Source organism: Pseudomonas sp. R1-6 (genome assembly GCF_051132115.1).
GTDB lineage: Bacteria > Pseudomonadota > Gammaproteobacteria > Pseudomonadales > Pseudomonadaceae > Aquipseudomonas.
The window spans coordinates 1,499,561-1,522,625 of record NZ_CP071662.1; the positions used below are offsets into that span (position 1 = coordinate 1,499,561).

Annotated in this window: 17 protein-coding genes; 13 read left to right on the forward strand and 4 right to left on the reverse strand. The window is 61.1% G+C overall.

The annotated features are described in order from the left end of the window. The first annotated feature begins 2 nt into the window (after positions 1-2). From J3P81_RS07105 to J3P81_RS07125, 5 genes are all read left to right on the forward strand, one after another. On the forward strand, positions 3-545 hold the full coding sequence (locus tag J3P81_RS07105; protein WP_003184238.1) for a DUF2937 family protein: 543 nt from the start codon (positions 3-5) through the stop codon (positions 543-545). Positions 546-822: 277 nt separating this feature from the next. Further along, the gene (locus J3P81_RS07110; protein WP_420766678.1) at positions 823-2,109 is read left to right on the forward strand and encodes an MFS transporter; all 1,287 of its coding nucleotides are present in this window, start codon (positions 823-825) and stop codon (positions 2,107-2,109) included. 62 nt (positions 2,110-2,171) lie between these two features. Further along, entirely contained in the window at positions 2,172-2,924 is a 753-nt protein-coding gene (locus J3P81_RS07115) for a 5-oxoprolinase subunit PxpA (RefSeq protein ID WP_434562868.1), read from the forward strand. Next, the gene (gene pxpB, locus J3P81_RS07120; protein WP_434562870.1) at positions 2,921-3,625 is read left to right on the forward strand and encodes a 5-oxoprolinase subunit PxpB; all 705 of its coding nucleotides are present in this window, start codon (positions 2,921-2,923) and stop codon (positions 3,623-3,625) included. Before J3P81_RS07115 ends, pxpB begins: the two co-directional genes overlap by 4 nt. Further along, the gene (locus tag J3P81_RS07125) at positions 3,622-4,542 is read left to right on the forward strand and encodes a biotin-dependent carboxyltransferase family protein (protein ID WP_434562872.1); all 921 of its coding nucleotides are present in this window, start codon (positions 3,622-3,624) and stop codon (positions 4,540-4,542) included. The genes pxpB and J3P81_RS07125 overlap by 4 nt, the downstream gene beginning before the upstream one ends. A gap of 118 nt (positions 4,543-4,660) precedes the next feature. Here J3P81_RS07125 and J3P81_RS07130 read toward each other — a convergent pair whose 3' ends face one another. From J3P81_RS07130 to J3P81_RS07140, 3 genes are all read right to left on the reverse strand, one after another. Beyond that, positions 4,661-5,839 carry a vWA domain-containing protein gene (locus J3P81_RS07130; protein ID WP_003198888.1) on the reverse strand — a complete coding sequence of 393 codons (1,179 nt, stop codon included), beginning with the start codon at positions 5,837-5,839 and terminating at the stop codon, positions 4,661-4,663. A gap of 34 nt (positions 5,840-5,873) precedes the next feature. Then, positions 5,874-6,719, reverse strand: coding sequence for an AAA family ATPase (locus tag J3P81_RS07135; RefSeq protein ID WP_053143593.1), 846 nt, complete (start codon positions 6,717-6,719; stop codon positions 5,874-5,876). A gap of 306 nt (positions 6,720-7,025) precedes the next feature. Further along, complete coding sequence (locus J3P81_RS07140) at positions 7,026-8,102, reverse strand: DUF748 domain-containing protein (RefSeq protein WP_434562874.1); 1,077 nt, start codon at positions 8,100-8,102, stop codon at positions 7,026-7,028. 126 nt (positions 8,103-8,228) lie between these two features. Between J3P81_RS07140 and cysK the strand changes: the two genes are divergently transcribed. The 3 genes from cysK (at position 8,229) to J3P81_RS07155 (ending at position 11,689) form a co-directional block, all read left to right on the forward strand. Next, on the forward strand, positions 8,229-9,203 hold the full coding sequence (cysK, locus tag J3P81_RS07145; RefSeq protein WP_434562876.1) for a cysteine synthase A: 975 nt from the start codon (positions 8,229-8,231) through the stop codon (positions 9,201-9,203). Between the two features lie 349 nt (positions 9,204-9,552). Beyond that, a complete protein-coding gene (locus J3P81_RS07150; protein ID WP_434562878.1) occupies positions 9,553-10,491 on the forward strand; it encodes an aspartyl/asparaginyl beta-hydroxylase domain-containing protein in 939 nt (312 codons plus the stop codon). 334 nt (positions 10,492-10,825) lie between these two features. Beyond that, positions 10,826-11,689: a DMT family transporter gene (locus J3P81_RS07155; protein WP_434562880.1), complete on the forward strand. Its 864-nt coding sequence runs from the start codon at positions 10,826-10,828 to the stop codon at positions 11,687-11,689. 114 nt (positions 11,690-11,803) lie between these two features. Here J3P81_RS07155 and J3P81_RS07160 read toward each other — a convergent pair whose 3' ends face one another. Continuing rightward, positions 11,804-12,712 carry a DMT family transporter gene (locus J3P81_RS07160; protein WP_420766669.1) on the reverse strand — a complete coding sequence of 303 codons (909 nt, stop codon included), beginning with the start codon at positions 12,710-12,712 and terminating at the stop codon, positions 11,804-11,806. A 130-nt stretch (positions 12,713-12,842) separates the two neighbouring features. Between J3P81_RS07160 and aceK the strand changes: the two genes are divergently transcribed. The 5 genes from aceK (at position 12,843) to J3P81_RS07185 (ending at position 22,987) form a co-directional block, all read left to right on the forward strand. Continuing rightward, the gene (gene aceK, locus J3P81_RS07165) at positions 12,843-14,564 is read left to right on the forward strand and encodes a bifunctional isocitrate dehydrogenase kinase/phosphatase (protein ID WP_434562882.1); all 1,722 of its coding nucleotides are present in this window, start codon (positions 12,843-12,845) and stop codon (positions 14,562-14,564) included. 209 nt (positions 14,565-14,773) lie between these two features. Beyond that, positions 14,774-18,685 carry an ATP-dependent RNA helicase HrpA gene (hrpA, locus tag J3P81_RS07170; RefSeq protein WP_434562884.1) on the forward strand — a complete coding sequence of 1,304 codons (3,912 nt, stop codon included), beginning with the start codon at positions 14,774-14,776 and terminating at the stop codon, positions 18,683-18,685. A 240-nt stretch (positions 18,686-18,925) separates the two neighbouring features. Then, the gene (locus tag J3P81_RS07175) at positions 18,926-20,047 is read left to right on the forward strand and encodes a beta-ketoacyl-ACP synthase III (protein ID WP_434562886.1); all 1,122 of its coding nucleotides are present in this window, start codon (positions 18,926-18,928) and stop codon (positions 20,045-20,047) included. A 374-nt stretch (positions 20,048-20,421) separates the two neighbouring features. Next, complete coding sequence (locus J3P81_RS07180) at positions 20,422-21,732, forward strand: OprO/OprP family phosphate-selective porin (protein ID WP_434562888.1); 1,311 nt, start codon at positions 20,422-20,424, stop codon at positions 21,730-21,732. 130 nt (positions 21,733-21,862) lie between these two features. Further along, complete coding sequence (locus J3P81_RS07185) at positions 21,863-22,987, forward strand: GNAT family N-acetyltransferase (RefSeq protein WP_434562891.1); 1,125 nt, start codon at positions 21,863-21,865, stop codon at positions 22,985-22,987. The last annotated feature ends 78 nt before the right edge of the window (positions 22,988-23,065 follow it).

A 23,065-nucleotide genomic window follows, 5' to 3' on the forward strand; every position in this document is an offset into this window, starting at 1 on the left:
TTATGTTGCTCAGTTATCTACGGCTGGTGTTGTTCGCGGTGGGCCTGTTGGTGGGGGTCCAGGTTCCGGGGTTCATCAATGACTACGCCAAGCGGGTCGAGGCTCACCTGATCGAGGCGCAGACTGGCCTGCAAGGTTTCCAGGGCACCGCCAATCAATTCTTCAAAGGCGACATGCAGGCCCTCGTGGCCCATTACCGCGCCAGCGAAGACCCGATCTTTCGCAGCGATGCCGACAGCCTGAACACCTTGCTCGTGCGCCAGCAGGCCCTGGACAAGCAATTCCAGGCGATGCAAGGCCCGTGGTACATCCGCCTGCTGCAAGTGGCGCTGGCCGCCGATCCGGACATCCGCAAGGAAACCTGGAACGGCTACAGCTACCAGATCCTGCTGACCCCCGAGGCGATGATCTGGGGCATCAGCGGCGCGATGTTGCTGTCGTTCGGCCTGGAATGCCTGTTCCGCCTGATCGACTGGGTGGTGCTGGGCGGCAAGCGCCTGCGCCAGAGCCGGCCGATCGAAGAGCGTGACCTGCGCGGGCTGTAGCGCTGCCACGATTTCCTGTGGCGAGGGAGCTTGCTCCCGCTGGGCTGCGGAGCGGCCCCAAGATTTTGTGAGCGCTACGCACTCGAGCGGGAGCAAGCTCCCTCGCCACAAAAGCGGTCCGCCTTTTCTGGCAATGTGCTGCCCAATCAAATTTTTCTTATGACCCGGCCAAGGTTTTATTCGTTGGACGGGATCGGCTGCGCGCTCAAGAATCGGGGCAACGGTCTCCGCGCCAGCATCGTCGAGACTCACAACAATAAAACCGTGGAGAACCACCATGAGTGCACCCGACACGCTCGGCGTCCCCCAACCCCAGGCCCGGTCCGGCCCGTTCGATTGGTATCGCAACATCAACCAGCAGGAACGGCGCACATTCTGGAGCTGCAAGATCGGTTACGCCCTGGACGGCATGGACACGCAAATGCTCAGTTTCGTGGTGCCGACCCTGATTGCGATGTGGGGCATCACCACCGGGCAGGCAGGCCTGATCCACACCAGCACCTTGATCGCCTCCGCCATTGGCGGCTGGGTGGCGGGCATTCTCTCTGACCGCATCGGCCGGGTCCGTACCCTGCAACTGACGGTGCTGTGGTTCGCATTCTTCACTTTTCTGTGCGGCTTTGCCCAGAACTACGAACAACTGTTGATCGCCCGCACGCTGATGGGCTTCGGTTTCGGCGGCGAGTGGACCGCCGGCGCGGTGTTGATGGGCGAAGTCATTCGCGCCAAGGACCGCGGTAAAGCGGTGGGCATGGTGCAATCGGGCTGGGCGCTGGGTTGGGGCATGACGGCGATCCTGTATGCGCTGTTGTTTTCGGTGCTGCCGCCGGAAGACGCCTGGCGCGCATTGTTCATTCTCGGCATCGTGCCCGCCGTGTTCGTGATTTTCGTCCGTCGGTTGGTCAAGGATCCGGAAGTCTATAACCAGACCAAGGCCCGCCTGACGCCGGAAAACCCAGCGAAGTTCTACGAGATTTTCGCCCCCGGCATTCTCTTCACCACGATACGCGCCTCGTTGCTGACCACCGGCGCGCTGGGTGGTTACTACGCGATCACGTCCTGGCTGCCGACTTTTCTCAAGAACGAACGTGGCCTGAGCGTCCTGGGCACCGGTGGCTACTTGGCCATGGTGATCGTCGGCTCCTACGTGGGTTACGTCATCAGTGCGTACCTGTCGGACATCCTGGGACGAAAGAAGAATTTCGTCCTGTATGCCGTAGGCTCGTTCACCATTGTCTTGCTGTACACCCAGGTGCCGGTGAGCAATAACGTGATGCTCTGGCTGGGCTTTCCCCTGGGCTTTTTCGCATCGGGTATGTTCAGTGGCATGGGCTCGTTTCTCACCGAGCTGTTTCCCACGCGCATCCGGGGTTCTGGCCAGGGTTTCTGCTACAACATCGGCAGGGCGGTGGCGGCACTGTTTCCGCTGCTGATCGGTATCTTGAGCCAGAAGGTGCCGTTGAGTGTTGGCATCGGTGCGTTTGCCGCAGTGTCCTACGGCGTGGTGATCCTGGCGGCCCTGAGCCTGCCGGAAACCCAAGGCAAGCAGCTGGAAGCCGAGTAACTGATACCCTGAGGGACGAGGTCCCACAGGCTTAAAAGAAAGAACCTACAGGAGCGTTCACCGTGAACCGCCTGCTATTGAATTGCGACATAGGCGAAAGTTTCGGCAGTTGGACCATGGGTCTGGATGCCGAGGTGATGCCCTTCATCGATTGCGCCAACATCGCCTGCGGTTTCCATGCCGGCGACCCGAGCATCATGCGCAAGACCGTCGGTCTGGCCCTGAGCCACGGCGTGCGCATAGGCGCCCACCCGGCCTATCAGGACCTGGCGGGCTTCGGCCGGCGTTCCATGGCTTATGGCGCCCAGGAACTGCAGGACTTGCTGCATTATCAGATCGGCGCGCTGGACGGCATTTGCCGGGCCCAGGGCGGGCAGGTCAGCTACGTCAAGCCCCACGGCGCGATGTACAACGACATGATGGCCAACCCGGCGCAACTGCGCGCCGTCATCCAGGCCGTTGCCGCTTATGATCGCGGGTTGCCGTTGATGCTCATGGCGACCCGGGACAACAGCGCCGCCCAGGCCCTGGGCGATGAGTATGGCCTGACGCTGTGGTTCGAAGCCTTCGCCGATCGTGCTTATGACAGTGCCGGCCGCCTGGTTTCGCGGCAAACGCCGGGCGCGGTGCATCACGACCCCGAGGTCATCATCGCGCAGGCCCTGACGATCGCTCGCGGCGATCCGTTGACGGCCAGCGATGGCAGCGCCCTGAACCTGCACGCGACTACGTTGTGCGTACATGGCGACAACGCCAGTTCGGTAGCCGCTGTGCAACGCATCCGTGAAGCCCTGGACCGGCAGAGCGCGCCATGAAACCACGCTTGGAAGTGGTGGCGGTGGACTGCCTGATGGTGCGCCTGTTCGACGAAATCGCAGAGGCCAACATGCCTTGGATGCTGGCCGCCAGCGAGCGCCTGCGAGCGGTGTTTGCCGAGCGTTTGCTCGACCTGGTGCCGTCCTATACCACGTTGATGGTCCATTACGATTTGCTCGTCCTGAACCCGGTCCAGGCCCGCGAACTGATCGACGAGGCATTGCATAACCTTTCACCGGATGCCCGATCCGCCGGTCAATGCCACGTGCTGCCGGTGTGGTACGACGCTACCGTCGGGCCGGAGTTGGGCCTGCTGGCGAGTCGCAGTGGGCTGACGGTGGAGCAGGTGATCCGGCGCCACAGCGAGCGCGAATACCAGGTATTTGCCCTGGGCTTCGCACCGGGGTTCGCCTTCATGGGGCTGGTGGACGAAGCACTGGCCGCCCCGCGCCTCGACACGCCGCGCAAACGGGTCGCGGCGGGCAGTGTCGGCATTGCCGAACGGCAGACCGCAGCGTATCCGGCGGTGTCGCCCGGCGGCTGGAACCTGATCGGGCGCACCCCGGCCAGACTGTTTGATCGTGAGCGCGACGGCTACAGCCTGATGCAGCCGGGGGACACGGTGCGCTTCGCTGCCGTGGACCACGCCGAATTCATTGCCCTGGGTGGCGACGACACACCGTTGGAGGCCCAGGCATGAGTCGGTTGTTGATCGAGGCCAGCACGCCGCTGTGCCTGTTGCAGGACACCGGCCGCTTCGGCGTGAGGCACTTGGGCGTGACCCAGGGCGGCGCGGCGGATTGGCTGTCGATGGCGTGGGCCAACTGGATGCTCGGCAATGATCTCGACGCGGCGGTGGTGGAGGTTACCCTCGGCGGCTTCACCGTGGTGGCAGAAGAGGATTGTGTGCTGGCCCTGGCCGGAGCGGACCTGGGTGCGCGGATAGACGGCCAGGGCGTGGCGTCGTGGCGCTTTTTCAGCTTGCGCAGGGGCCAGGTGCTGGCGCTGACCCAGCCCGTGCTCGGTGCCCGGGCCTACCTGGCGGCGCCTGGCGGGTTCGATGCACCGCAAGTCCTGGGCAGCCGTTCGACCGTCGTGCGCGAAGAACTCGGTGGCCTGGATGGGCGAGGGCGGGCCCTGAATCGTGGGGCGCGCTTGAGCTATTCAGGCTCGGCGACGCCTCGGCCCATGCCGCATACGCGGATTCCGGATTTCCAGCAGGTACAGCCGCTGGATCTGATCCTGGGTGCGCAGAATGGCGAGTTCAGCGGACGGAGCCTGTTCGATGCGTTCAACAGCCCGTGGACGCTGGACAGTCGCGCCGACCGCATGGGCATGCGTTTGCTGGGGACTGCGCTGGAGTATCAGGGGCCGGCGATGATCTCGGAGGGCATTCCCCTCGGTGCCGTGCAGGTACCGCCGGACGGCCAGCCGATCGTGTTGCTCAATGATCGGCAAACCATCGGCGGTTACCCACGCCTGGGTGCGTTGACGCCGCTGTCCCTGGCGCGGTTGGCGCAATGCCTGCCGGGAACTCAGGTGCGGTTGCGTCCGGTGGTGCAGGAAGTTGCGCATCGGCAGCAGGTTGAGTGTATGCGGGCGCTGTTAAACCGCTAAAAGCATCGTCGGATCGCCGCCCGGAGCAGGCTCGCTCCCACACTGAATCTTCGTCGTATACAAGACCCCTGTGGGAGCGAGCCTGCTCGCGATGAGGCCCTGAAGGCACCAAAGAACTTTACTTGGAAAGAAACCGCATCCCTTCCTCCAGCCCCCGCAAGGTCAGCGGATACATCCGGTCTTCCACCAGCTCGCGCACGATGTTGGTCGAGGCGGTATAACCCCAGGTGTCTTTGGGGTAGGGATTGATCCAGATGAGTTTCTTGTACTTCTCCATGAAGCGCTGCATCCACACGTAACCGGCTTCTTCGTTCCAGTGCTCGACGCTGCCGCCGGCCTGAGTGATTTCATAGGGCGCCATGGCGGCGTCGCCGATGAAGATCACTTTGTAGTCGGCGCCATACTTGTGCAACAAATCCTGAGTCGACGTGCGCTCCGAGGTACGGCGCAGGTTGTTCTTCCATACCGATTCATACACAAAGTTATGGAAGTAGAAGTATTCCAGGTGCTTGAACTCGGTCTTGCAGGCCGAGAACAACTCTTCGCAGATCTTCACGTGGGCGTCCATCGAACCGCCGATATCGAACAGCAACAGGAGCTTGACGGTGTTGCGTCGCTCCGGGCGCATCTGGATATTCAGCAGGCCGGCATCCCGGGCGGTGTGGTCGATGGTGCCGTCGATGTCCAGCTCTTCCGCCGCGCCCTGACGGGCAAACTTGCGCAGGCGGCGCAGGGCGATCTTGATGTTGCGGGTGCCCAGTTCGACCTGGTCGTCGAGGTTCTTGTATTCGCGCTGGTCCCAGACCTTGACGGCCTTGCCCTGGCGCTTGCCGGCGTCGCCGACGCGAATGCCTTCGGGGTTGAAGCCGCCGGAACCGAACGGGCTGGTGCCGCCAGTGCCGATCCACTTGTTGCCGCCGGCATGGCGTTCCTTTTGTTCTTCCAGGCGCTTCTTGAATTCTTCGATCAGCTTGTCCAGGCCGCCCAGGGATTGGATCTGCGCCCGTTCCTCGTCGGTCAACGAGCGTTCGAATTCCTTGCGCAGCCAGTCTTCGGGAATCAGCGCCTGGAGGTGATCGTCGAGTTTCTCCAGGCCATTGAAGTACGCGGCGAACGCCCGGTCGAACTTGTCGAAATGCCGCTCGTCCTTCACCAGGATGGCCCGGGACAGGTAATAGAACTCATCCATGTCGGCAAAAATCACCCGCTGTTTCAGCGCGTTGATCAGGTCCAGCAGTTCTCGCACCGACACGGGCACCTTGGCGGCGCGCATCTCATTGAACAGGTTAAGCAGCATGGCAATCGCCCTCGCTCTTGTTGGACGAAGAGGATCAGCGAGTGCCGCGACGGCTCATGAACGCCAGGCGCTCAAGCAATTGCACGTCCTGTTCGTTCTTGACCAAGGCGCCGGCCAGCGGCGGAATGGCCTTGGTCGGATCACGCTCGCGCAGCACCGCTTCGCCGATGTTGTCGGCCATCAGCAGCTTGAGCCAATCCACCAACTCGGAGGTGGAAGGCTTTTTCTTCAGGCCCGGGACTTTGCGCACATCGAAAAACACGTCCAGCGCTTCGCTGACCAGGTCTTTCTTGATATCCGGGTAATGCACGTCGACGATTTTCTGCAGGGTGGCGCGGTCGGGAAATGCGATGTAGTGGAAGAAGCAGCGACGCAGGAAGGCGTCCGGCAGTTCCTTTTCGTTGTTGGAGGTAATGATGATGATCGGGCGCTGCTTGGCCTTGATGGTTTCGTCGGTCTCGTAGACGTAGAACTCCATCTTGTCGAGCTCTTGCAGCAGGTCGTTGGGGAACTCGATGTCGGCCTTATCGATCTCGTCGATCAGCAGGATCACCCGTTCTTCGGACTCGAAGGCTTCCCAGAGCTTGCCCTTCTTCAAGTAATTGCGCACGTCATGGACCTTGTCCACGCCCAACTGCGAGTCCCGCAGGCGGCTGACTGCATCGTACTCGTACAGGCCCTGGTGGGCCTTGGTGGTGGACTTGATGTGCCAGGTGATCAGGCGCGCGCCGAAGGACTCCGCCAGTTGTTCGGCGAGCATGGTCTTGCCAGTGCCCGGTTCGCCCTTGACCAACAGCGGCCGCTCCAGGGTGATGGCGGCGTTGACGGCCAGTTTCAGGTCATCGGTGGCCACGTAGGCGCTGGTGCCTTCGAACTTCATCTGCAATTCCTCGAACGTGTCGCCGGCCCGGCGAGGCGGGGCGCGCGAAATAAATGTCGTGCCCGACTATACCGCGAGGCCCCGCCGACTGTGAACGCAGACGCTGTATTCAGTCTCTGAATGGAGCGTCACATGTTGACTCAGTCTTGTGCCGAGGGGATTAAGCGAAACGTCGCACCGCTCCGCTGGGCTGTGCAGCAGCCCTAAGGCAGTGAACCCGTTTTACCTTGCACACCGAGTTGCCTGGTTTGGGGCCGCTTCGCACCCTGGCGGGGATGTATCCCCTCGCCACCAATAACGCAAGATCTAATCTTTGGAAGGCGGCGGTTGCTCGTACCGGGTATTGAAGGCCTGTACGAAACCGTTGCGCAGGATTTGCAGGAAGGCTTCGAAGGCACTGATGTTCTGCTGATGCACGTTGCCACTCAGCTCCACCCGCGTGGCGAACTGGTTCTTGCTCTGATTTTTCAGGGCCGTTTCGCCCGTGCCGACCAAGGCTTCCCAGACCGAGCGGAAGATGTTCTTTTTCTCGTTCTCCACGTCCTGCTGCCAATCGAACACGTCGACGTCGCGAAGCAGCGGCTTGATGTAGCCGCTGAGCCGAGCATTGTCAGCTTCGGCTTCGACCACCAGATCGCCGTGACCGGCATTGAAGTCGAATTTCCCATAGGCCGCGGCAAAGTCGTTCAGGCGTTTCAACTCGATGTTTCTGGCCCGCAGACGGAAGTCGAAGTCCTCGAAATTGCTCAAGGGATCGAAGGTCGCTTGCACCTCCAGGGGCGCGTGTTCGGCCACCAGGGCCTTGCCCTCGAACCGGGCGTCGCGCTTGCCTTCGGTGTCGACCACGTTGGTCAGGTTATAGAAGCTGGCGTTGACCTCTGTGGCCCGCAGGTTGACCGGTGGCTTGGAGTTGAAATTGCGAAAGGTGACCTTGCCATCCCGCAGGCGCACTTCGTTGAAGGTGATAGGCAACAGTTTGCTCAACTGCTCGCGCCAGTTGGTGCCCTGGCCGGTCTGGGAGTTTTGCCGGTCGGCCCCGCCGTCGACGAAGTTGACTTCGGGACGGGCAAATTCCACTTCGGCCACCACCGCATGGTCATACCACAGCGAGTGCCAGCTCACGGACAGGTCGACCACCGGAGCATCGACGAATGGCACCGGCACCTTGCCGTCGACCTTGACGATCTTCAAGCCATTGATCCGGTAGGCTCCACGCCAGAGGGCCAGGTCGACATCGACGACCTGGCCGCGGTAATCACCCATGTCCGCCAGTTTGTCGTTGAGGTAGTTGCGCACCAGGTAAGGCAATGCGAAATGCAGGGCCACCAACAGCGCAACGATGGCGACGAAGGCCCACAGTGGCCAGCTGTATCGACGCTTCATGACAGTAGTCTCCGTTGTTAAAGCCATTGACTCTTGTAACAACGGGAACGTTCGGTGCAACTGGACGCCTTTGGGCAACAGGCTTACCTTTAAGCGCTAAATTCCCTCTGCATTAAGGACCCGGTCATGAGTCGTATATACGCTGACAACGCCCATTCCATTGGCAATACGCCACTGGTGCAGATCAATCGCATCGCCCCGCGCGGCGTGACCATCCTGGCCAAGATCGAAGGGCGCAACCCGGGTTATTCGGTCAAGTGCCGGATAGGCGCGAACATGATCTGGGACGCCGAAAGCTCCGGCAAACTCAAGCCCGGCATGACCATCGTCGAACCGACTTCGGGCAACACCGGCATTGGCCTGGCATTCGTGGCCGCCGCCCGTGGCTATAAATTGATGCTGACCATGCCGGCGTCCATGAGCATCGAGCGGCGCAAGGTGCTCAAGGCCCTGGGGGCGGAACTGTTGCTCACCGAGCCGGCCAAGGGCATGAAAGGTGCCATCGAGAAAGCCGCCGAGATCATGGCCAGCGACCCCTCGAAATACTTCATGCCGCAGCAGTTCGAGAATCCGGCCAACCCGGCGATCCACGAGAAAACCACCGGCCCGGAAATCTGGAACGACACCGATGGCGCGGTGGACGTTCTGGTCGCGGGCGTCGGGACGGGCGGAACCATTACCGGTGTCTCGCGGTATATCAAGAATACGTGCGGCAAACCGATCCTGTCGGTGGCGGTAGAGCCCGAGGCTTCCCCGGTGATTACCCAGGTGATGGCGGGGCAGGAAATCAAGCCCAGCCCCCACAAGATCCAGGGTATCGGCGCGGGCTTCGTGCCGAAGAACCTCGATCTGTCGATCGTCGATCAGGTGGAGCGGGTGACCGATGACGAGTCCAAGGCCATGGCCCTGCGCTTGATGCAGGAAGAGGGAATTCTCTGCGGCATCTCTTGCGGCGCGGCGATGGCCGTGGCGGCACGCCTGGCGGAAAAGCCGGAAATGCAGGGCAAGACCATCGTGGTAATCCTGCCGGATTCGGGCGAACGATACCTGTCGAGCATGTTGTTCAGTGACTTGTTTACCGAGCAGGAGACCCAGCAGTAGACCTCTTTGCAATGGCGAAATAGCTTTCTGTGGAAGCTTGATCCATGTGGCGATGGAGCTTGCTCCCGCTGGCATGCGAAGCGCGCCCCGGCGATCCTTGCGGTTGGAGGCGACTGCTGCGCAGTCGAGCGGGAGCAAGCTCCCTCGCCACGAAAAGGAGTCACGTTTGAGAGTGCGTCAGCCAAGGTTCAGGCGACGCATGGTAACAAGGGCTTTGTTGCATTTCTCTCAACAGTGAATGTCGCCTCCGGCGATGTTTAACCTGGACAGGGATATTTAACATGGCCGGCCGCCGCGTCGGGCAGATGGCGTAGCGCAAGTTGCATTTAAACAAGGAGTTGAAAAAGAAATGACCGTTTCGTTTGTCGCGAAGGCTTCGGTATTGCTGCTGTTTTTGGGCAGCACGCTTTACGTGCATTTACGTGGCAAGGCGCGTTTGCCTGTCCTGCGCCAGTTCGTCAACCACTCGGCATTCTTCGCGCCCTATAACGCCCTGATGTACTTGTTCTCCAGCGTGCCGTCCAAGCCTTATCTGGATCGCAGCCAGTTCCCAGAGCTGGATGTGCTCAAGGAGAACTGGCAAGTGATCCGCGACGAAGCCATGCGCCTGTTCGACGAGGGTTATATTCGCGCCGCCGAGAAGAACAACGATGCCGGCTTCGGCTCTTTCTTCAAGAAGGGCTGGAAGCGCTTCTATCTCAAGTGGTATGACAAGCCGCTGCCCTCGGCCAAGCAGCTCTGCCCAAGGACCGTTGAGCTGGTCAATCGAATTCCCAACGTTCGGGGCGCGATGTTTGCCCTGCTGCCGGGCGACAGTCACCTGAACCCCCATCGCGATCCGTTCGCTGGGTCCCTGCGCTATCACCTCGGGTTGTCCACGCCCAACTCCGATGATTGCCGGATCTTCGTAGACGGACAAATCTACGCCTGGCGCGACGGTGAAGACGTCATGTTCGACGAAACCTACGTGCACTGGGTCAAGAACGAAACGCCGCAGACCCGCGTTATCCTGTTCTGCGATGTCGAGCGTCCACTTAAAAACCCGCTGATGACTCGTCTCAATCGCGCTATCAGTGCATTCCTTGGCCGCGCTACCGCGCCGCAGAACCTCGACGACGAACGCGTCGGCGGTATCAACCGGGCCTACGCCTGGAGCAAGTCGTTCAGTGACGGCATCAGCGGTAGGGTCAAGCAATTCAAGCGCAAGCACCCCAAGGCGTATCGGGTGATGCGTCCGGTGCTGGCCGTGGCTGTGCTGACGGCGCTCGGCTACTGGTTGTTTGTTTAAACATTGCGTTACATGTCGAGCGCTGGTTATAGTCAGCGCTCGGTTTTCGAACCCACCCTCCAAGAGATCGGCTCATGCCTTCATTCCCAGTCACCGCGGTCGTGGTCCCAGCGTTCAACGCTGGCGTCGTGCCGTGCGGGAAAAGGTCGCCTGAGCAGATCGGTCAATACCCTCCACCTGTCAGTCGCTCACCGGTATACGCCTGCGTATCACCGCCGGGTGTTGGCGTTCAGGGCTGATCGGCAACGGTTGCCGTTCCCTGCGCGCGCCTGAAAAAACGACTGGATTTCAGCTTCGGCTGAGTTGGCTTTTTGCCTGACTACAGGTGGTTTTCATGTTTTCCTTTTCCAAAAACGCCTTATTGGCGACGGCTTCCACGAGCCTGTTCGTTCTGTTGTGGAGCAGCGGGGCGATCTTCTCCAAATTGGGCCTGGCCCACGCGTCACCTTTCGCCTTCCTGCTGATCCGCTTCGCCATCGCGTTGTGCGCATTGGTGCTGTTGATCCCCATGTTGAAGTTCAAGCTGCCCGGCACCGGCAAGCCGATGCTGTACGCGGCGGCGACGGGACTGGTGCTGTTGGGCGCCTATCAGATTTTCTATCTGCTGGCGCTGCAACTGAACGTCACCCCTGGAGTAATGGCGACGCTCATGGGCGTGCAGCCGATCCTTACCGTGGTGCTCATGGAGCGTCAGCGTTCATGGCAGCGCATGTTCGGCCTGGCGCTGGGGCTGGTGGGGTTGGTGATGGTGGTTTACCAAGGCATTGGCCTGGCCGGCATGTCCCTGGCGGGCATGCTGTGCGGGTTGCTGGCGCTGGTGAGCATGACGGCGGGCTCCATCATGCAGAAGCGCATCACCGACAACCCACTGGGCACGCTGCCGGTGCAGTACCTGGCCGGGCTGGTGTTGTGCTCGGTGTTCGTGCCGTTCCAACCCTTCCACTTCGAGCGCAGCGCTGGTTTCATCGTGCCGGTGTTGTGGATGGGGCTGGTGGTGTCGGTGTTGGCGACGTTGCTGCTGTACCGGCTGATTGCCCGGGGCAACCTGGTCAACGTCACCAGCCTGTTCTACCTGGTGCCGGCGGTGACGGCGATCATGGACTACCTGGTGTTCGGCAACCGGTTGGCGTTGTTGAGCTTGCTGGGGATGGGGTTGATCATCGTGGGGTTGGTGTTTGTGTTTCGTAAAAGTCGCTAGCTGATCGCTGGCAGTTCCACCGCTATCGCGAGCAAGCTCGCTCCCACAAAAGGCTGCGCATAACCCTGTGGGAGCGAGCTTGCTCGCGATGGCCTACTCCGCTACACCGATGAATTACCGGGCAGACGCTCCAACCGGCTTGACCACCCCAGGCTTCAACACCAACCACAACGCCGCCGCAATCAACACCCCGCCATACACATGGGCCATGCCCAGTGGCTCATCCAGCAGCAATGCGCCCCACAGCACGCCGAACGGCGGGATCAGAAAGGTCGTTGTCATGGATTTGACTGGGCCAATGGAGCTGAGCAAGCGGAAATAAAGAATGTACGCCAGCGCCGTACACACCAGGCCCAGGCCCAGCAGCGACAGCCACACGCTCCAGCCGCCCCAGCTGGCCGGTGGTTGGGTGATCACGCTGTAGCCAAACAGCGGCAACAGGAAGATCGTGGCTCCGAACATGCTGCCAAGGGCGGACAAGCGGCTGTCCAGCCCGCCTTGATGATCGAGCCAGCGCCGGGTCAGAAAACCGGCAAAGCCATAGCAGGTCGTGGCGAGCAGGCAGGCGAGGGCGCCCATCAACAGTTGCTGGTCGAACGCCACCGGACCTGCGCGGGTGAGGATCGCGACGCCCATCAGGCCGAGAAAAACCCCGCTGACCTTGGCCGCCGTGAGTGGCTCACGGAAAAACAATCCACCGATCAGCACGCCCATCAGCGGCGTCGTCGCGTTGAAGATCGCCGAGTAGCCCGCCGGCAACACTTGGGCCGCCAGGGAGTAAAACGTTGCGGGAATGCCGGAATTGATCAAGCCCAAAACCATCACGGCTTTTAGCTTGCCGCGAAAATTCCAGTCGACACGCATCAGCGCAAGAATGACCAGCAGGCCGACGAAGGCAATGGAGACGCGAAAGAAAGCCGTGGGAATCGTGCCGATGACCGGAGCGATAATGCGCATGAACAAGAAGCTCGCGCCCCAGATGGCGGCCAGTGACAGCAAGCGCAGGATATCGACGAGGTTCACGGGTGCATCCTTCCTTGATCGGGTCGCAAGTGTCACCCCGCTAAACACCGATGGCAATGGTTGCGTTGCCCAGGGATTGGCCTCTAAGCTCAGTCGCCAATAACAAGCATGACCCGCCGAGGTTTACCCTATGCCGCAGCCATGGCCCGCGACCGATATCGCCCGTTCGATCCTCGACGGTTTCGACGATTATCGTGAGCATTTCCGGCAGATCACCGACGGCGCTCGCGCCCGGTTCGAGCAGGCGCAATGGTTGGAGGCGCAGGCGGCCTCAGCGGCGCGCATCAATCTGTATGAAGAAAAAGTCTTCGAAACCGTCGCCCGGTTGCGCCAGGCCTTTAGCGCCGAGGCCTTGATGGACGTCGGTTGCTGGCCATTGGTGAAGAGCGCCTATATCAGCCTGATCGACCTGCGCTTCGACGATGAATTGTCGGAGACCTGGTACAACTCGATCTTTTGCGGCCTGTTCAGCCATGATCTGATCAGCGACGGCACCATGTTCATCCACACGACCCGGCCGAGCCTGCGTCGTGCTCGCGCGGCACAGACCCGCACCTATAAACCCGAAGGGCAACTGGACAAAATGCTCGCGGCGGTCTTTGCCGATTATCGCTTCAGTGAAGAGTACGCAGACCTGCCCGGCGACCTGCGACGTCTCGAAAGCCAGCTACGCGAAAACCTGCCGGATTGGGTCTGCAAGGACCCGGAACTGACGGTCGAACTGTTTTCTTCGGTGCTCTATCGCAACAAGGGCGCCTACCTGGTGGGCCGCATCTACACCCGTGACGATCAGTGGCCCCTGGTGATCCCGTTGCTGCACCGCGAAGGCCGGGGTATCCAGATCGACGCGCTGATCACCGACGAGGCGCAGGTGTCGATCATCTTCTCGTTCACCCGTTCGTACTTCATGGTGGACGTGCCGGTGCCGGCGGAATTCATTGGCTTTCTCAAGCGCATCCTGCCGGGCAAGCACATTGCCGAGCTGTACACTTCGATTGGTTTCTACAAGCACGGCAAGTCGGAGTTCTACCGGGCGCTGATCAACCACCTGGCGAACACCGATGACCAGTTCATCATGGCGCCGGGCGTGCGCGGCATGGTCATGAGCGTGTTCACCCTGCCGGGCTTCAACACCGTGTTCAAGATCATCAAGGACCGTTTCTCGCCGTCGAAGAACGTCGACCGGGCCACGGTCATCGAGAAATACCGACTGGTGAAAAGCGTTGACCGGGTCGGGCGCATGGCCGACACCCAGGAGTTCGCCGACTTCCGCTTCCCCCTGAGCAAATTCGAGCCGGCCTGCCTGGAAGAGCTGCTGGATGTGGCGCCGTCCACGGTGTCGGTGGAGGGCGACACGGTGTTGATCCGCCACTGCTGGACCGAACGCCGGATGACGCCTCTGAACCTCTACCTGGAAAACGCCAACGAAGCTCAGGTGCGCGAGGCGCTGGAAGATTATGGCCTGGCGATTAAGCAACTGGCGGCCGCCAATATCTTTCCCGGCGACATGTTGCTCAAGAACTTCGGCGTAACCCGCCATGGCCGCGTGGTGTTCTACGATTACGATGAGATCTGCTTTCTCACCGAGGCCAACTTCCGCCATATCCCCCAGCCGCGCACGCCGGAAGATGAGATGGCGTCCGAGCCCTGGTATTCCATCGGCCCGCTGGACGTTTTCCCTGAAGAGTTCCCGCCGTTCCTGTTCGCCGACGCCGGGCAGCGCAAGCTGTTCGACCAGTTGCACGGCGAGTTGTACAACGCTGACTACTGGAAAGGCCTGCAGGACGCGATCCGGGCGGGAAAGGTGATCGATGTGTTCCCGTATCGGCGTAAAGACCTGGACAGCGAATAACCAGCAGGCAAGCAAAAGCCACCTGTGGGAGCGAGCTTGCTCGCGATGACGGTGTGCCAGTTAACATCAACGATTGCTGATCCACCGCTATCGCGAGCAAGCTCGTTCCACAAGGGGACGGTGGTGAGGCCACTTCTGGTGTTCGGCGCAATAGCCGCAAATCTGCGACAATCGCCCCCTCGCTCAAACCGACGAACCCTGCGTACCTGATGACTGACCAAACCCCCGCTATCGACAAACTGCTGAAAAACCTCGATCACGCCATGCTCGCCGACCGGCACCGGTTGCGGCGGCAGTTGCTCGAGCTGCGCAAGAAGCCCGACGAGGCCAAGCTGGCCCAGTGGGTAGCGCGGATGCAAGCGTCGTGCGACCTGGTGCTGGCGCGCAAGGCGAGCGTGCCGTCGATTCGCTACGACGACAACTTGCCGATCGCCGCCAAGCGCGACGAGATCAAGGAGGCGCTGCTAAAGCATCAGGTGCTGATCATCGCCGGCGAAACCGGCTCGGGCAAAACCACCCAGTTGCCGAAGATCTGCCTGGAGATCGGCCGTGGCCAGCAGGGTTTGATCGGTCACACCCAGCCACGCCGCATCGCCGCCCGCAGCGTGGCGAGCCGTGTCGCCGAAGAGCTGGCGACCCCCCTGGGGGCGCTGGTGGGTTATCAGGTGCGTTTCGAGGACCAGAGCGACGCCAACACGCTCATCAAGTTGATGACCGATGGCATCCTGCTGGCGGAAACCCAGAACGACCGCTACCTCGAACGCTACGACACGATCATCGTCGACGAAGCCCACGAGCGCAGCCTGAATATCGACTTCCTGCTGGGCTACCTCAAGACCCTGTTGCCGCGTCGCCCCGATCTGAAAGTCATCATTACGTCGGCGACCATCGACCTGGAGCGTTTCTCCAAGCACTTCGATGACGCCCCCATCGTTGAAGTCTCGGGCCGCACCTTCCCGGTGGAAACCTGGTATCGCCCGCTGACCCTTGAGCAAGACGAGGAGGGTAACCGGGTCGAGGATGACTTGACCGTCGACCAGGCGATTCTCGCCACCCTCGACGAAATCGCTGCTTACGAGCGCAGCGAACGGCGCAGCCCCGGCGACGTGCTGGTGTTCCTGCCGGGCGAGCGGGAGATTCGCGACGCCGCGGAAATGCTGCGCAAGGCCCAACTCAAGCACACCGAGATCCTGCCGCTGTACGCGCGCTTGTCGCCGGCCGAACAACAACGGATCTTCCAGTCCCACCCGGGCCGTCGCGTGGTGCTGGCCACCAACGTCGCCGAAACCTCATTGACCGTGCCGGGTATCCGCTACGTAATCGACAGCGGCACCGCGCGCATCAGCCGCTACAGCTATCGCGCGAAGGTCCAGCGCCTGCCCATCGAAGCCATATCCCAGGCCAGCGCCAACCAGCGCAAAGGCCGTTGCGGGCGGGTCGAGCCGGGGATCTGCGTGCGGTTGTACAGCGAAGAGGATTTCATCAATCGCCCTGAATTCACCGATCCGGAAATCCTGCGCACCAACCTGGCGGCGGTGATCCTGCAGATGCTGCACCTGCGTCTCGGCGAGATCACCGATTTCCCGTTCATCGAGCCGCCGGACGGCAAGGCCATCAGCGACGGATTCAACCTGCTGCAAGAACTGTCGGCGGTGGATCGAAACAGCCAGTTGACGCCGTTGGGTCGACAATTGGCGCGTTTGCCGGTGGATCCGCGCATGGGCCGCATGCTGTTGGAAGCGGCGAAGCTGGGCAGCCTGCAGGAAGTGCTGATTGTCGCCAGCGCCATGTCGATCCAGGATCCGCGCGAGCGTCCGCCCGAGCGCCAACAGGCCGCCGACCAGGCTCACGCCCAATGGAAGGACGCGGATTCGGACTTCGCCGGGCTGGTCAATCTGTGGCGCGGTTTCGAAGAGCAGCGCCAGGCCCTGACAGCCAACCCGCTGCGCAACTGGTGCCGCAAGAACTTCCTGAATTATCTGCGCCTGCGCGAATGGCGTGATTCCCACCGCCAGTTGAGCCTGATCTGCCGCGACATGCAGTTGAGCCTCAACAAAGAGCCGGCCGATTATCCGAAACTGCACAAGGCGGTGCTCTCGGGGCTGTTGAGCCAGATCGGCCAGAAAACCGAAGACGGCGATTACCTCGGCGCTCGCCAGCGGCGTTTCTGGGTCCATCCATCATCAGGCCTGGGCAAGAAGCGTCCGCAGTGGCTGATGACCGCCGAACTGGTGGAAACCACCAAGTTATACGCGCGCATGGTGGCGAAGATCGAGCCGGACTGGATCGAACCACTGGCGGGGCACCTGATCAAGAAAAACCACTTCGAGCCCCATTGGGAGAAAAAGCGCGGGCAAGTGGTGGCTTATGAGCAGATCACCTTGTTCGGGCTGATCGTCGTTGGTCGTCGGCCCGTTCACTACGGGCCGGTGGACCCGGTGGTGTCCCGTGAATTGTTCATCCGCGAGGCGCTGGTGCGTGGCGAGATCCAGTCCAAGGCCAAGTGCCTGAGCGCCAATACGCGGTTGCTTGAACAACTCGACGAGCTCGAAGCCAAGGCCCGTCGCCGCGACATCCTCGCGGACGAGGAAACGCTGTTCGCCTTCTACGACGCGCGCCTGCCTGCCGAAATTCATCAGACCGCGACGTTTGACAGCTGGTATCGGATCAACAGCCAGAAAGATCCGCAGCTGTTGATCATGCGCGAAGAAGACGTGCTGGCCCGGGAGGCCAGCGAGGTGACGGCCAACCAGTACCCCGACACCTTGCGCGTCGGCGACTTGACGTTGCCGTTAAGCTATCACTTCGAGCCCAACCATCCCCGCGACGGCGTCACGTTGCGTGTACCGGCGCCGCTGCTGCCGATGCTGCCACCCGAGCGCCTGGAATGGCTGGTGCCGGGGATGATCGAAGCCAAGTGCATCGCGCTGGTGCGCAACCTGCCCAAGGCCTTGCGCAAGAACTTCGTGCCGGTGCCGGACTTCGTCAAGGCCGCGTTGCAACGCATCACGTTTGCCGAAGGTTCGTTGCCGCAATCCCTGGGGCGCGAATTGCTGCGCATGACCGGTGCGCGGGTCAGCGATGACGCCTGGGCGGAAGCGGCGCAGCAGGTAGAAAGCCATTTGCGCATGAACCTGGAAATCGTCGATGGCCAGGGCAAGTTCCTCGGTGAAGGCCGCGACCTGGCCGAGCTGACGGCGCGTTTTGCCGAGGCCAGCCAGGCCGCCTTGGCCGTGCCGCAAACAGCCAAGAGCCAAGAACCGGTGGAGGCGAAAGTCTTCGCACCGGTGGCCGAGAAAACCCAGCAGAAGATCGCCGGGTTGTCGATGACGGTGTACCCGGCGTTGGTGGAAGAGGGCGGCGTGGTCAAGGAAGGGCGCTTCCCGACCCCGGCCGAAGCCGAGTTCCAGCACCGTCGTGCCTTGCAGCGTTTGCTCATGCAGCAATTGGCCGAAACGGCGAAATTCCTCCGTGGCAAGCTGCCGGGATTGACGGAGTTGGGCCTGCTCTATCGTGAATTGGGGCGCGTCGACGCTCTGGTGGAAGACATCCTGCTGGCGAGCCTCGACAGCTGCATCCTCGAAGGCGAGCCGAGCCTGCCCCGTGACGGTGCCGCGCTGGCGGCCCTGGCCGAACGCAAGCGCGGCGGCTGGACCGAGCACGCCGAACGCCTGGCGAAGCTGACCCTGGACATCCTCAAGCTCTGGCACGGCCTGCAAAAACGCTTCAAGGGCAAGATCGACCTGGCCCAGGCCGTGGCGCTGAACGACATCAAGCAACAGCTCGGCCACCTGGTGTACCCAGGCTTCGTGCGGGAAACCCCGCATCAATGGCTCAAGGAACTGCCGCGCTATCTCAAGGCTATCGAGCAACGTTTCGAGAAGCTGGGCAGCCGAGTCCAGAAGGACCGGGTCTGGAGCGGCGAGCTCTCCAATCTCTGGGCTCAATACCAGGCCCGCGCCAGCAAACACGCCCAGGAAGGCAAGCGCGACCCGCAACTGGAGCTCTACCGGTGGTGGCTGGAGGAATACCGCGTGTCGCTGTTCGCCCAGCAGTTGGGGACCAAGGTGCCGATTTCCGACAAGCGCCTGGGTAAGCAGTGGGGGTTGGTGGAGGGTTGATCAGACCACCACCTATTCCCTGTGGACTCTTGTCTGGTAAAAGGGAACATGGGCCAAAAGCCAGCGTTTATGGCAAACTTCGCGCCTATAAATACCGGTCCCGTGGTTTTGCGCTTCAAGGTCACGGGCGGATCGGAATAAAGCGATGCCAGGGCTGCTTCCCCGGGATGGGAAAAGTCCCTTTGCGTGTTGGTACGTCGGTGCCAATACTTTCTGCCTGAACAGAATAGAGACACGACCATGCATAACGTCGTCATCAGCGGCACCGGCCTGTACACCCCGGCCAACAGCATCTCCAACGAAGAGCTGGTGCAATCCTTCAATACTTACGTCGCGCAGTTCAACGCCGATAACGCCGAGGCCATCGAGCGCGGCGAAGTGCAAGCATTGACCGAATCCAACGCCGCGTTCATCGAGAAGGCGTCGGGCATCAAGAGCCGCTTTGTCATGGACAAGGACGGCATTCTTGATCCACAACGCATGACTCCACGCCTGCCCGAGCGCTCCAATGAACAATGGTCGGTGCTTTGCGAAATGGCCGTCGGCGCCGCGAAGCAGGCCCTGGAACGCGCCGGTCGCACCGCCGCCGACATCGACGGCGTAATCGTGGCCTGTTCGAACTTGCAGCGTCCATACCCGGCCATCGCCATCGAAGTACAGGAAGCCCTGGGCATTGAAGGTTTCGGTTTCGACATGAACGTGGCCTGTTCTTCGGCGACGTTCGGCATCCAGGCCGCCGCCAACAGCGTTCAACTGGGCCAGGCCCGGGCGATCCTCATGGTCAACCCGGAAGTCTGCACAGGCCACCTGAATTTCCGTGACCGCGACAGCCACTTCATCTTCGGCGACGCGGCCACCGCCGTGATCATCGAGCGCGCGGACCAGGCCACGTCGCCGTATCAGTTCGATGTGGTCAGCACCAAGCTGCTCACCAAGTTTTCCAACAACATCCGCAACAACTTCGGCTTCCTCAACCGCGCGGCGGAGGAGGGCATCGGCACCCGGGACAAACTGTTCGTTCAGGAAGGACGCAAGGTGTTCCGCGACGTCTGCCCGATGGTGGCTGAACTGATCGGCGCCCATTTGGAGGAAAACCAGCTGAACGTCGGCGAAGTGAAGCGATTCTGGCTGCATCAGGCCAACTTGAGCATGAACCAGCTGATCGTGCGCAAGTTGCTGGGACGCGAAGCCAGCGAAGAGGAAGCCCCGGTGATCCTCGACCGCTACGCCAACACCAGCTCGGCCGGCTCGGTGATTTCGTTCCACCTCTACCAGGACGACCTGCCCAGCGGCTCCGTCGCGGTGCTCAGCTCGTTTGGCGCCGGCTATTCGATCGGCAGCGTGATCCTGCGCAAGCGTTGAACTGACCTGCTCGATTAACCTGTGGCGAGGGAGCTTGCTCCCGCTGGGCTGCGCAGCAGCCCCCAGCGTCCTGTCTGATACATCGCAGTGCCAGATAGAGTTGGAGGCTGCTATGCAGCCGAGCGGGAGCAAGCTCCCTCGCCGCAGGAGCAGCTTGGTTTGCTCTTCTGCGTTCTAGCTTGCAGCGCGAGGCTCCTCTCTCGAAACTGCTTTTTTGTTATTCCCTTTCGAAGTAAAAAGTTCCGCTGTCATAAAATCTTTATGTGATAGCAACTTGCCTGACACACCCCATCGCCAAGATCCCCTCCCAACACCAGCGGGCCCAGTTCCGCGTGTTTTCTAACGCATAGACTACCAACTAGGGGAATTCTTCGATGATCCGTAAGCACTTCGCAGGTTTTGCCGCCAGCGCTCTGGCAATGGCAGTAACCGCCCAGGCTTTCGCCGGCACCGTGACCACTGACGGCGCCGATATCGTGGTCAAGACCAAGGGCGGCCTGGAGGTCGCTACCACTGACAAAGAGTTCAGCTTCAAGCTCGGCGGTCGTTTGCAGGCTGACTACAGCCAGTTCGATGGCATCTACACCGACAACGGTGACAAGGCCGATGCCGCTTACATCCGCCGTGGCTTCCTGGAGTTGTCCGGTGTGCTGTACACGGACTGGGCCTACACCATCAACTACGATTTCTCCCACAACAGCGGCGATTCCGATAACGGCTACTTCGACGAAGCTTCCTTGGCCTACAACGGCTTCAAGCCGGTTTCGATCAAGGTCGGCCGTTTCGACCCGGATTTCGGCCTTGAAAAAGCCACCAGCTCCAAATGGGTCACCGCACCTGAGCGTAATGCCGCCTACGACCTGATCGACTGGGCCAACGGCCACCAGAACGGCCTGGGCCTGCAAGCATCCGGCGTCTTCGCTGATTCGTTCTACGTCTCGGCCGGTGTGTTCAGCAAAGACACCGACGACACCGACGGCAACAGCATCAAGCAAGCCAATGGTCGTTTCGTGTTCGCCCCGATGCACGAAGCTGGCAACGTGCTGCACTTCGGTTTGAACGTGGCCTCGCGTGACGTTTCGGACACCGCATTCGACGCTCGTTATCGCTCCCGTCTGGGCATGCGTGGCGTTGAAACCCTGGGCGGCAATGACGCCGGCCCTAACGGCAACCGTCCGGTCCTGGGCGGCGCCAACAACTCGCCGGCCGGTTCCTACGACACCGACACCGCCTTCGGTCTGGAAGCCGCTTTCGCCATGGGCCCAGCGTCTATCCAGGGTGAATACATCAGCCGCAAGACCAAGGCTGACAGCGACGCCTTCGAAGACCTCAAAGGTCACGGCTTCTACGTCCAGGGTGCCTACACCCTCACCGGTGAATCCCGTGGCTATAAACTCGGCAAATTCGACGCCATCAAGCCTCAGAACAAATCCATCGGCGCTTGGGAAGTGTTCTACCGCTTCGACAGCATGACCGTCGAAGACGACAACATCACCACCGCCTCGGCGACCCGCGAAGTGGGCGATGCCGAAGCCAAGGTGCACAACCTGGGTGTGAACTGGTACGCCAACGAAGCGGTGAAAATCACCGGTGCCTACGTCAAGGCCAAGACCGATAAAGTCACCAACGCCAATGGCGATGATGATGGCGACGGTTTCGTAGTCCGTGCCCAGTACGTGTTCTAAGCCCTTTTGACCTGATACACCGCTGCACTTTCATCCGTTACAGCTCCTTTGAACCCCGCCTCCGGCGGGGTTTTTTTATTCTGGATCGGCGATACTCGCCCAATCCGTCGTCTGGATATCGGGGAACCGCATGCCGCTTCACGTCTTGGACAGCCTGTCCGCCATCGCGCCACATGAGTGGGACGCGCTGGTGCCCGTCAATCAACCCTTCTTGCGCCACGCTTTTCTCACCGCCCTGGAAGACAGCGCCAGCCTGGGTTCGCATTCCGGGTGGCAGCCCGAGCATCTGCTGCACCTTGAAGAGGGGCGGCTGCTGGCGGCCTTGCCCAGCTATCGCAAGTGGCATTCCTACGGTGAGTACGTGTTCGATCATGGCTGGGCCGACGCTTGTGCCCGGGCCGGCATCGACTATTACCCCAAGCTACTGACGGCGGTGCCATTCAGTCCGGTGAGCGGGCCGCGACTGCTGACGGCGCGTGTTGAGGATGGCTTGGAACTGCTGGGCAGCCTGCCGGGCTATCTGGAGATCGAAGGGCTATCCAGCGCCCACATCAACTTCACCGACGCCTTCACCGACGAGGCATTGGCCAGGCAGGAGGGCTGGTTGCAGCGAATCGGTTGCCAGTACCACTGGCAGAATCGCGGCTATCGGGATTTCCAGGATTTCCTCGACGCGCTCAGTTCCCGCAAGCGCAAGCAGATGCGCAAGGAGCGCGAGCAGGTGGCGGGGCAGGGCATTGATTTCGAATGGCTGGAAGGACATCAATTGGACGAGGCGCAGTGGGATTTTGTCTACGCCTGTTACGCCAACACTTACGCGGTGCGTCGTCAGGCGCCTTATCTGACCCGTGCTTTTTTCAGCCTGCTGGCCGAGCGCATGCCCGAGGCCATTCGCGTGGTACTGGCCAAGCAAGGTTCACGGCCGGTGGCGATGGCGTTCAGCCTGTTGGCGGGCGACAGTTTTTATGGGCGTTATTGGGGCTGCCTGGCAGAGTTCGATCGGCTGCATTTCGAGACGTGTTTCTACCAAGGCATGGACTACGCGATTGCCAACGGCGTGCAGCGTTTTGACGCCGGGGCCCAGGGTGAGCACAAGTTGATTCGCGGCTTCGAACCGGTGATCACCCGTTCATGGCACTACCTTCGCCATCCGGGCTTGAAAGCGGCGGTGGCGGATTTTCTTGCGCGCGAGCATGAGGGCGTGATGGCGTATGCCGAAGAAGCGAAAACGGCACTGCCTTATCGGCAGTGCTGAAGTTCTCTGAGCCCCCGTGGCGAGGGAGCTTGCTCCCGCTGGACTGCGCAGCAGGCCCCTGCGGTGTATCTGACACAT